Source organism: Chryseobacterium sp. JM1, from assembly GCF_000737715.1.
In the GTDB taxonomy this organism is placed as follows: Bacteria; Bacteroidota; Bacteroidia; order Flavobacteriales; family Weeksellaceae; genus Chryseobacterium.
This window is the reverse complement of record NZ_JPRN01000020.1, coordinates 51,184-63,444: the sequence shown is the minus strand read 5'-3', so window position 1 is coordinate 63,444 and position 12,261 is coordinate 51,184. Positions and strand designations below refer to the sequence as shown.

Genomic DNA, 12,261 nt, shown 5'->3' with positions numbered 1-12,261 from the left:
CTAAACAGAGATGGCAGTATTATCATTGCAGGAACCAGTGCGGAAGAACTTGGAAAAGAGAACTGGAAGATTGTGAAACTTGGAGATAAGCAACTTGATCACTTGGTAGAAAAACAAGACATCAAAATCTATCCAAATCCAGTTTCAGATTATGCTTATGTTGAAATAGGCTTTGACTTTAAAGAAGCTGATATTATTCTATATGACATGGGTGGAAGACAAATCCAAAGTCTGAAAACGAAGAATAAAGTTACCAAGATTAATACGCAGAATCTGATTCAGGGTGCATATCTGATAATCATAAAAACAGATACAAATAAAACAACTGATGCCAAACTCATAAAGAAATAGACAAATGAAAAAAAATACTTTATTATGCTTTTTAATATTTATTGTAAATATTGGAGCACAAACGTTAGATCTTCCCAAAAGTATACAATCTCCCAATGCATCATCTTTAGGGAAGTACGGAGATATTCCTATGAATTTGTACACAGGAAGGGCCGATGTATCTGTTCCTATTCATACTTTAAATGAGGATGGTGTTCTATTAGATATTAATCTACGTTATGATACTGGAGGAGTGAGAGTAAGTGATGTATCAGGTTGGGTTGGCCAAAATTGGGCACTTAATGCGGGTGGAGTAATTACCAGAACTTATAACGGACCCGCATATGATGAATATGATTCTACAAGACCAGGAATAATTCCAGCGAAGGGATATTATCATCATCATAATAAGCTTAATGTTGACAACTGGAATAGTAATGATTATATGAGGCAATTGTCTATTAATTCAGCATCTGTTATTGCTGATTCATACCAAGATTTGGCCCCAGACACATTTACATTTAATTTTATGGGACATACAGGTAAATTCTTTTTAGGTCAGGATGGAGAATGGAAAGTTAGCTCTAGCAGCAATTTAAAAGTTATCATAAATATGAATGATAATGTAGTTCCTATGAATTTTCCTAGTATTGGTTATAACGCGAGTGGAGATCCAGCTCCACCTAAGTTTCCAAAATCAATAGGTAAAATAACTGTATTGGATGATAACGGAAATAAGTATGTATTTGGTGGTACCATGAATGCAATTGAGTTTACTAATTATAATTTTTTTGAGCAATCTAGTTCGGGAATGTTTTCCACTGCTTGGTATTTGACAGAAGTTTATAATAATTTGAATCAAAAAATATATTCGTTAGAATATGAAAGAGGAAATTATCAAGCTTCATTTTATAATTACAATATATATATAGATAATTACAAAGAAAGTAACGGTAATATTTTAACTTTCAATGGTGCCTGTTCTCAAAAATATACTCCTTCATCTGTTTTTGCAGGTGGCCAATTAATTATTCCCTCTTATTTAAAGACAGTAAAAGGAGTAAAATCTAACATTAGTGTTAGTATGAGTTCTTCAGAACGGCAAGCTATTCCATATTCTTCAAGTGATTTACCTATTGCTGTTGCGTATGAGAAATGGATTGATGAACATGATGATTACCAGCAAAACGTACCATTTACTGAATGGTATTTATGGTGTTTCTATTATATGACTCGGAAACAGGATGGAATAACTCCTGACTATACGTCAGGAATTGATACATCAACTGCAAATTGGTTATTAAATAGGTTAAAGTGGAGAAAATTAAATAGCATTATTGTAAGTGGAAGTAATATTAATAAGGTAATTAATTTTGATTATACGGACACTGCTAATCAGCGATTTACCTTAAATTCAATATTGTATGATCAAAAACGGTATTCATTTGAATATAATAATATGCCAATGCTTCCAGCATCACATTTGTCTACAGCCGTAGATCATTTTGGCTATTACACAGGAACACCTTTTAATATGAATCCTTCTGATCATTATGCAAGTAGAGGAATTAATCCAAATACTTTACAATATGGTACACTAAATAAAATTACGTACCCCACTACAGGATATTCCAAATTTGAATATGAGCCGCATACATATTCAAAGTCCGTTAATAATAATGCTGTGCTGATAACTGACAACGGAAAAATTAGCGGACTAAGAATTAAAAAAATCAGCAGTTTTAGCGATGCTGTAAACAAAATTGAAAAAGAATATTTATATACAACAGGAATATCTTCTACTATTTCTTCAGGAATTTTACTTAATAAAAGTCAATATTATTTTCCAGATTGGAAAATTCGAACTACTAGTGGTTCAATTTATACTAAAAATATTTTTAGCATTAATTCCATCATTCCCTTATCAAATTTTTCAGGCACGCAAATAGAATATTCGACTGTTATAGAAAAAACTACAGGAAATGGTTATGTAACAAACATATACAATTCTTATGAGGATTTTCCAAATTCATACAGTGGAACTATCTCTCCAGAACATAGTGTTTTTGACCCTAAAACAGATTATAGTTATAAAAGAGGAACATTAAAATTAAAACAATATTATAATCAATCAGGTACTAAATTGGTAGAAGAAATATATAATTATGCTGAAACTACTCCGCAGAAAATCCGAGCTTTTAAATATGAAAATTATTTACCCTGCCCTAGTCTAATGGATGGTGTTTTGACAGGTAATGCCTATGAGATTTTCTACTCGGATTTCAATTTAACCTCCAAAATTGTAAATACTTATACTAACAATAATAATGTAATAGAATCGGAATCTTATAATTACATCGTCCGAGGAAACTTTGGTGATAGCTTTTTAAGAAGTAAAAATAGAATAACCACCAATTATGGAAATCTGAAAGAAGAATACCAATATTCCTTTGATAAAAGTAATATTACTCCTTATGATATTCTTACCAACAGGAGAGAATTTTCGGTTATTAAAACAGATAAAACTTTGGGTTCAGCTCCATTATCTTCTTCTCAGGTAGATTATGCGCAGTTTGCAATGTATGACAATAGCGGAACGCTTACATCAGGCATACAAACATTTCCGCAGAAATTTTTGGAATCCAAAGTCACAAATACATTAGAAGAGAAATTGGTTGTGGATAAATATGACATTGACGGACATATTTTAAAAGCTCACAAAGCTAATGGAACTTATGTTTATTACTATTATGGATATAACAATTTGTATACCATATTAAAAATAGAAGGAGCGGAAATAATAGATGAAAGTGCAATCTTAGGATATTTGAATATACTGAAACCTTTATTGAATGCTGCTTCACCTGATTATACACAAATAAAACAACAACAATATAATATAATTAATTCACTACCTAACCATATGTGTGCTCTGTACACATTTAAACCGAATCAAGGAGTAAGCAGCATTATGAATTCGTCTGGTATGATTGAATATTATAATTATGATAATATTGGAAGGTTAATAAATGTAAAAGATCAGAATGGAAAACTTTTGAAAACCATAAGCTATAAAATTAAAAACCAATAATCTGATGAAATCAATATATAAACACATAAATCTAATATTATTATTTCTTTTATTTAGTACAACAATCATAAAAGCTCAATTTTCTAATTACTCGAAATATTACAATTGGAATAAATTTGCTCCAGCTTCTAACAGTGGAGGCGGGGGCGTATCATTAAATGTAAATAACAATATACTAAGTCTTAACTTTAGTGGCGGATTTACGGAAACACTTTTAAGCCAGGGTAAGGTGGTGGCAACTGACTATGCGGGGATTCTTCCCAATACAGAGATACCCATACCAGCTGGAAGTTTTTTTGCGGATAAAGGATATCGTTTTTTTATTATAGATAACTACATCGCTATTTATCATGAAAACCCTTTATCATTAACAAATTTTTCTGGAACAATATCTGTCGACCTGACGGCACCAGTTATGATATCAGGAGATCTCTCTACTTATTTATCAAATTGGACTTCTCAAAACGAAATTACTGAAATTGATTATTTCTCTGATCAAGGGAATGCCGGAAAGAAAAAAGTATCAATTATATATTATGATGGTCTTGGAAGAGAGATGCAAAATGTTGCCAAAGGAGCAACCCCATTAGCAAAAGATGTTGTTACTCCGTTTGAATATGATAGTTTTGGAAGAAGAACAAAAGACTTCTTACCCGTTCCAACTACACAGAACACTGGTCTATTTATAGATAATGTCGCTATATCATCCATCTCGTCTGCTTTTTATAATAATGAACGTGCTTTTTCAGAAAAAGTTTTAGAAAGCTCCCCATTAAACAGAATTCTTGAACAGAAACAGGTTGGAAATGCTTGGAGTAATAAGCCCGTTAAGTTTGAATATGGTGCCAATATAGGAAATGATGTGTTTCATTTTATCACAACAACCATCTGGGAAAATAATGCCACCAAATCCAGCCTCAGTCTTCCCTCTGCCTATGATGCCAATCAATTATATAGAAATGCTGTTATTGATGAAGATGGTAATAAAACGTATGAATATAAAAATATAGATAGACAGATTATTTTAGTAAGAAAAATGCTGTCCGGTTCAGAATATGCAGATACTTATTATGTGTATAATGAATATAACCAATTGGCATTTGTTATTCCCCCAAAAGCGATCAATCAAGCGATCACAGATACCTTATTGAATGATCTATGCTACCAGTACCGTTATGATGGCAAAAACCGTTTGGTAGAAAAAAAGTTACCTGGCAAAGGTTGGGAATACATGGTGTATGATAAACAGGACCGACTTGTTGCCAGTCAGGATACTGTTTTAAAAGAAAAAGGACAATGGCTGTATACCAAATATGATCAGTTTGGAAGGGTTGCTATTACTGGAATAGGGACAGGTGGTACTAGAAGTGCCGAACAAACTATTGTTGATGGATATGGCTCTAATAATGTAAATAGATTAACCACTGCTCTTTTCGAGAGACAAGGAGTAGAGGTATATTATGGAAATCAAGACAGTACTTATCCAAATTCAACAAAATGGGTTACATTAATGTCATTGAGTTATTATGATACTCTTCCAGGCTATAGTTTCAATCCGTCTGTTTCCAGTGTTTTAGGTGAGCCTATTCTTACAGGGACAGTATCTGATGGAAGGAGTACCAAAGGACTTCCCGTACTTAGTTTAGTGAAAAACATTGAAGATGATAACTGGACCAAAAACTACACTTATTACGATACCAAAGGTCGTGCGGTAGGAACCTATTCTATTAATCATCTAGGAGGTTATACCAAAACAGAATCTAAATTAGATTTTGGAGGAGTTCCACAAACTGTTATTACAAAACATAAAAGGCTTACTACAGATACTGAACGGATGATTACAGAAAACTTCACGTATGACCATCAAAATAGATTACTCGTTCACAAACATAAAGTAGATAACAATCCTGAAGAGATTCTGGCTCAAAACAAATACAATGAACTATCCCAGCTTGAATCTAAAAAAGTCGGAGGAATTAGTGTTGGATCACCGCTTCAAAGCATAGATTACAAATACAACATCAGAGGTTGGATGACCCAGATCAATGATCCTGAAAGTTTAGGAAATGATCTGTTTGGATATAAGATCAATTACAATTTGGTTGAAGGTCTAGAAACTCCTAATTCAGATTTTACCAATTTGAAGGTAAAACCTAAGTTCAACGGAAATATTGCGGAAGTATCATGGAAAACCTTAACAGAAGATAATGAACCTCTAAAAAGATATGGCTATGCCTATGACCCGCTAAACCGACTTTCAGCAGGGTTTTATCAGAAAGCAGGTAACGAAGCAGCAAAAGAATATTTTGAAAAATTGGAATACGACATTAATGGCAATATTACAAGATTACAAAGATCAGCAGGACTGCTGGCAGGAAACACAACAGCGGTGGCTATTGATAATTTAAGGTATGATTATACGGGAAATAAGCTGACCAAGGTTACCGACGAACAGCAGAATCCTTCAGGTTATCCTTATCTGGCTAACCCCGGGACTATCGGGTACGATAATGACAATGGTAACGGAAATGGAAACATGATCAGTCATCCAGACAAAGGAATTTCCGAGATCCAATATAATTATCTAAATTTACCCAAACAGATTACTCAGAATGCTAAAGTTACCAATTATACTTACAGAGCAGACGGAGCAAAAGTAAAGAAGCTCTTTAGAGATTTAGAAACTAATTATCTGGATGGATTTCAATACAAATCTACATTCGATATTGAATCATGGGATGGAGAAGGAACCTATCATCCAGACCCAACTGAAATCCCGGTTATACAGTTGAGAATTATTCCTACATCAGAAGGTTATTATGATGCACTGTTAAATCGATATGTATATAATTTTACGGATCATTTAGGAAATCTAAGATTAAGTTATACAGATATAAGTGGAGACGGAATTATCCAGCCGAGGATGTACAATGCTTCCAACTGTTCAGGTAAGTTTTGTTTCGATGACTGGAGACCTGGTGAAATTATAGAAGTTAACAACTATTATCCTTTTGGACTATTGCATAACTATACTGCAACTACCCAGAATGCGTATCAATATAAGTATAACGGAAAGGAGCTGCAAGAAACTGGTATGTATGATTATGGAGCAAGATTCTATATGCCCGATATTGGAAGATTTGGAACTCATGACCCATTAAGTGATTATACATTAGATCCTTATGGCTATGCTTTCAATAATCCTATATTATTTATTGATCCTGATGGAAGATCACCTGAAGAGGTTGATTTAAATTTTGGTAAAAAGCAAGATAATAAAAATGAGTTTTTAAATACAAGAGGAAATAATAAAATTTCGACTGCTTTTGTAAATGAGAGAAATGGAAAAACTGTAATTGTAAATGATGGATTAGATGATGTTTTTTATGTGGGAGAATTGGATTTTGCTAGGGCAAAATTTTATTCGAAAAACATACCAGATTTTAGTGCGGGTGATCAAGTAGCAAGTAGTTACAAAGATTTTTATTTTAGAATTAAGTATGGTACCTTTGCTGTACAAAATTGGAGATATTGGCTTGATTCAGGTCCTGATTGGGGTAAAATTTCTGCACAGATAATATTATCTATGGAGTTAATGCCAATCTCTTCTCAAGGAGAAGGAGAAGCAATCCTTAAACTTACCAAGGGAGGAATAAGAGCAATGGGAAACTTAACTCATTTAAAAGATATAACTGTTGCAGAAGCAGTAATTGCAAGAGGAGGAAAATTAGGAAACCTAAGTGTTATTGATGATGTTTATAAGAGTATGAAAGTTGGTGAGATAGCAAATAAAGCTGCACAGGGAGATGAAAAAGCAATGACGGCATTAAAAATAATTAAACAAGCATCCTCTAAAGCTCAAAAATATTAAGTATGAAAAGTGAATTAAATTGGATTATAGGAAAAACAATTCAATCAATACAGTTATCAAGAGATGAAGATTATAATAATAATATAACTTCAGTATCATTGCTAATAGACGGTAAAACTATTGTATTTAACATTGATACGGATACAGATTCAATACGGATTGACAATGCAATTCAAGAAAATGTAAATCATAATGAAGAATTAAAATTTAATAATCTATTTGTAAATAAAAAGGTAGTTTCCTTTTGGTTTCCTATTAATCATCTTGGCTTTAATGATGTATTTATACTAGGACTTGAGAAATTTGTTCCAACACATTTTTTTACTAGTGTTTCTTCTTGTATTAAAATCTGTTCAGTAAATCAGCTAGATTGAATCCGCTACGCAAAGCCTGTGACTTGGTAATGTTCGGTAATGTTCCAAAGTTAGTGATGAGAACAATTTCAAACACTAACTCATTGAAATTCAAATAAAATTAATTACAATAAGAAAGCCACCTCACGGTGGCTTTTCTTTTATTATTTCTATAGCGCTGCAGAATTTTTAGCAAAAAAATCTTTAAACTTTTTATTGGTAAGCATCTTTTCCACGAGTCGGAAGATGGTTTGCTTGTCTTCATCTTCGAGCTGTTGAATAAGCCTTATTTGTTCGAGTTCCGTTTTATCCTCCAGAATAACTTCTTTGGGAATAGAACCTTCATGATTAATGATCTGATCGGTATTCATATCAAAAAGCTGCGCCATCTTCTGCAGTTCTTCTACCACTAGACTTCTGGTTCCCTTTTCAATTTTAGAATAAGCAGATTTATCTACACCAATATAATTAGCAACCTCAATTTGTTTAAGGTTCTTCTGTTCTCTTATATCTTTAATGTTATCGGCTAAACTCATAAGACAAAAATTATCGAATCCCTGCTGATAGGCAGGCAAAGTATTTTGTTCTGGGTTTTTCTTAAAGTTCCCAAGCGTATCTTCACTTCAGAGTAATGAGGAAATGAAATAACTGTAAAAAACTATACAGTATATTATATGGTGTGAAAAAACACAATTGTTAACCCCCACTCACAAAAGTACCCTCACCAACTTATTCTCAAAAAATCAAATTTACTTTAAGTAGACTTTACGACAATTCAACATCAAAAAATATATTATGAGTGCAGGGACAGGAGTGACTAAGAAGAAGATGTACGGTGTCAGATTAACTTTTTTACCTACCCCCGCCGATTGCCAAAACTTTTTTCATACAGTTGTTTTGTTGTGGACGGTTTTTGTAGATCTGTTTTTATTTTCTACTTACTCTTTTGCACTGGTGATACTCTTCAAACTGCATGTTTTATTGTTAGCTTTTGTGAGAGTTTTTTGTATGTGCGGTTTATGTTTAAAAATATTTTAAAAACTTTAATTTTAAAGTTAAAATCCCTGTCAATTGGCATGAATATTGACTTTCTAACTATATCAAAGAACTGTTTCAAGTTCTTTTTTCTTCATAGATTTTCACAGTAATATATAAAAAATGCCTAAAGTACTACGAACACAATAGGCAAATCAATAAATTTTAAAATCAGTAAAAAATTATCGACATGGCAAATCTACAAAATTGTCTTGATTCTTGCAGTATCTATGTAGGAACGTACAGAAAGTACAATGAAGGCTCATTATTTGGTGAGTGGCTTAACCTTTCTGATTATTCAGATTATGACGAACTATTAGAAGTAATGAAAAAGCTTCATAGCGATGAAAAAGATCTTGAATTTATGTTTCAAGATTATGAACATTGTGAATTGTTTGAAAAGCTTGGATTAATTGGAGAAAGTCATATCTCAAAAGATATATATGAAATAGCAGGCCATATAAATGATTCTGGCTATAATCTCGAGGTTTTCAAGGCTTAATTAATTGTTTTGGGAAAGTAGATTTTCAGAGCGTTTATGAAGGTGTGGTAGGTTTCTATATGGGTGAGTATTTAGATGATGAAACTTTCGTACAGTCTCTTTTGGAAGAACGTGGGGATATCCCAGAAAACTTACTCTCATATATCTGTATTGATTGGGAAAATACGGCAAGAAATCTAATGTATGATTATTTTGAGAGTAACGGACATTATTTTAAATCTTAGTATATTTGTGTTATTATAATAACCTTTTGTATACTTTAAAATTCAAATAGGTTTAATTAGATTCAAGCAGATTTAAAAAAGTACATTTCAAAAATTCGGGTACAAAAACAAAAAAGAGAAAATGTAATTATTTAAATTTCAATAATTTGCAAATTCTCTTTGATTTTAAAAGTGGAGAATACGGGATTCGAACCCGTGACCTTTTGACTGCCAGTCAAACGCGCTAGCCAACTGCGCCAATCCCCCATTCTTTCTTTAATTTTAAAGCGCTACAAAAGTAAGTATTTAAATGGTATATGCAAATTTTTTATTGGTTTTTTTCTCTAGAATAAAAGGCTTTTTAGGAAAGTGTCTGTAAAATAGAGCAGTTTTAAAAAAATGAAGCTTTAAAATCTTTTAAAGAATGTAGTAGCGTTTTTACCTAATACAACATTTTCAAGTACAGACTCGCCTTTAAAATCTGGTAAAGAGGATAGATGTCCCACGCTTCGTTTTCTGCTTTTAGAAATTCTTTAGCACTGTCATTGGTAATTTTCAGCCAATCATTGCGTAATGACCCTGTTTTTCCGTTGTTCAATAGAAAGAAAAAGTATAGTTTTACGTATTCCTGATTTATGAAAAAAATCTCTCTCTTTTTTTCTGTATTCTATGCTACGGCTTTATTTTCTCAAAAGGAAGATTCGGCAACCCTTGTGTCAGAAGTTAAAATTGATGGTTACAAGAAACCGTCAGGCTTTATGTCTTCCACAAAATCAGTTTCTGTGGTTTCTGAAAATATTCTCCGTCAGAATACCCCCGAAAGACTGCTGGAATCCATCAATCAGACTGCTGGTGTTAGGATGGAAGAACGCTCTGCGGGAAGTTACAGGCTTTCTGTTCGCGGTAGCACTTTGAGATCTCCTTTTGGTGTTCGTAATGTAAAAGTGTATCTGGATGATTTTATTTTATCTGATGCTTCCGGAAATACGTATTTGAATGTGATTTCTCCTGAGCTGATCGACAGAATGGAAATTTACAAAGGACCTGAAAGCGGAGACTATGGAGCCGTTACGGGAGGTACAGTTCTTCTTAAAACCCAAAATTCAGAAAACCTTTCTGCCGGTCTTTCCATTGGAAGTTATGGAACTTTTAATGAGAGTTTTAATGTGTCAAAACAGCTTGGGAAACATTTTTTTGAAATTTTTCAGAATCACTACCAGACAGATGGGTACAGACAGCAGTCTGAAATGCTCAGGAAGCAGATTTTCATCAAAGATCATTTTCAGTATTCAGAAAAAGGATGGCTCAGGGCTATGCTCATGTATACTGATCTGGATTATCAGACTCCCGGGGGATTAACGTTTGGACAAATGCAGGTTGATAGAAAAATGGCAAGGCCTGCGACTCCTGCGCTGCCCGGTGCTTTGGAACAAAATGCAGGAATCCGTAATAAAATGGTTTTGGCAGGTCTTTCAAACGAATATAATTTTACCCCCGCCTTTTCCCATTTTATTTTAGTTCAGGGATCATATGTTGATTTTAAAAACCCGTTCATTACCAATTTTGAGAACCGTTTTGAAAAGAACTTTGCTTTACGAACCCATTTAAATTATGAGAAAAACTGGACAAAAATTTCATTAGCCTGGCGGTTTGGCTTCGAAGGAGGCCTCAACGATATCCTGGTGAAAAACTATGATAATAATAAAGGATATATAGGCAATCCTCAAAATTTCGACCGGATCAGAAATACTTCAGGTTTTTATTTTCTGTCCCAGAAACTGAATTTTAATGCTCAACTTTTTACTGACATTTCTGTGAGTCTCAATTCAAATTCCTATAAAGGAGAGAGACTTTATCCTCAGTCACAGAACCACAGCGTACATTTTAAGGACCAATGGCTTCCCAACTTTGGACTGACTTATATGCTGGCAAAAGGTTTTTCAGTCAGAGGAAAGATTGGTAAAGGAAATTCTGCTCCCACCAATGAAGAAATACGGTCATCCACTCAGGAGTTTAATGTTACCCTAAGTCCTGAATTCGGATGGAATAAAGAGGCTGGTATCAGAAAGCAGCTGGGAAATTATATTTTTATAGAAGGAAGCTATTTTGACTTCCGTATGAAAGATGCGATTGTGAGAAGGCAAAATGAAGCGGGCCAGGAATATTTTGTCAATGCAGGAGAAACAGTTCAGAAAGGTTGGGAAATCCTTTTGGAAACTAAAGATTTTGATCTGAAAAATGATTTTTTCAATAAAATAAAATTCCGGTTTTCAGGGGCATTTTACCGCTTTAAATTTCAAAATTACCGCCAAAATGAAAATGATTTTTCCGGGAATGATCTGACAGGAGTTGCCGGAACGACGCTTAACAGCTTGCTAAATTTTACTTTTTTCAAAAAATTGTCTATCGATTATTCCCACTTTTACACTTCAAAAATACCTTTGAATGATGCTAATTCTGTTTGGTCAGAGCCGAGCTTAATCGGAAATATACAATTAAGGTTTCCGGTCCGTTTTGATAAAACAACGTTAAATCTATTCCTGCAGCTTCAGAATCTTTATAATGAAGACTACGTCTCGGGTTTTGACATTAATGCTTTTGGAAACCGGTATTTTAATCCTGCTCCGAAAAGAAATTTTGTGCTGGGTATTAAAGCGGATTTTTAATCCCTGGAGCTCAAAAGGATGTATTACGGAGGTCACAAAGAATATTATCATCAGTATTTTCAGCAATAGATTTCCTCTAAATGATAGAATGGGATACAAGTAGCCCAATTTTTGCTTGAATTACTAAGGCTTGTATTATTTTATTGCTTATATAGTGTAAAAACGGAGTCAAATGCTCATAAACTATTAAATCACCTAGCGAAAAAAACA

General features: G+C 33.4%; 7 protein-coding genes and 1 tRNA gene. 6 read left to right on the top strand and 2 right to left on the bottom strand.

The genetic code is table 11. The features are described from left to right. The 4 genes from IW22_RS21940 to IW22_RS21925 all read left to right on the top strand — a co-directional run. Positions 1-351, top strand: a 351-nt coding sequence (locus IW22_RS21940; protein WP_034731313.1) for a T9SS type A sorting domain-containing protein, incomplete at its 5' end; no start/stop codon positions are given. 4 nt (positions 352-355) lie between these two features. Next, complete coding sequence (locus IW22_RS21935; protein WP_034731309.1) at positions 356-3,421, top strand: hypothetical protein; 3,066 nt, start codon at positions 356-358, stop codon at positions 3,419-3,421. A 4-nt stretch (positions 3,422-3,425) separates the two neighbouring features. After that, positions 3,426-7,292, top strand: a complete 3,867-nt coding sequence (locus IW22_RS21930; RefSeq protein WP_081874006.1) for a DUF6443 domain-containing protein — start codon at positions 3,426-3,428, stop codon at positions 7,290-7,292. A 2-nt stretch (positions 7,293-7,294) separates the two neighbouring features. Then, entirely contained in the window at positions 7,295-7,666 is a 372-nt protein-coding gene (locus tag IW22_RS21925; RefSeq protein ID WP_034731306.1) for a DUF6334 family protein, read from the top strand. 149 nt (positions 7,667-7,815) lie between these two features. On the opposite strand, the gene IW22_RS21920 is transcribed toward IW22_RS21925, so the two are convergent. Beyond that, a complete protein-coding gene (locus tag IW22_RS21920; RefSeq protein ID WP_034731304.1) occupies positions 7,816-8,181 on the bottom strand; it encodes a helix-turn-helix domain-containing protein in 366 nt (121 codons plus the stop codon). A 689-nt stretch (positions 8,182-8,870) separates the two neighbouring features. Between IW22_RS21920 and IW22_RS24675 the strand changes: the two genes are divergently transcribed. Further along, a complete protein-coding gene (locus tag IW22_RS24675) occupies positions 8,871-9,182 on the top strand; it encodes an antirestriction protein ArdA (protein WP_228384089.1) in 312 nt (103 codons plus the stop codon). A 396-nt stretch (positions 9,183-9,578) separates the two neighbouring features. On the opposite strand, the gene IW22_RS21910 is transcribed toward IW22_RS24675, so the two are convergent. Further along, positions 9,579-9,652: transfer RNA gene (locus IW22_RS21910), tRNA-Ala, on the bottom strand. A gap of 368 nt (positions 9,653-10,020) precedes the next feature. Here IW22_RS21910 and IW22_RS21905 point away from each other — a divergent pair. Further along, positions 10,021-12,051, top strand: a complete 2,031-nt coding sequence (locus IW22_RS21905) for a TonB-dependent receptor (protein WP_034731301.1) — start codon at positions 10,021-10,023, stop codon at positions 12,049-12,051. Positions 12,052-12,261: the final 210 nt, after the last annotated feature.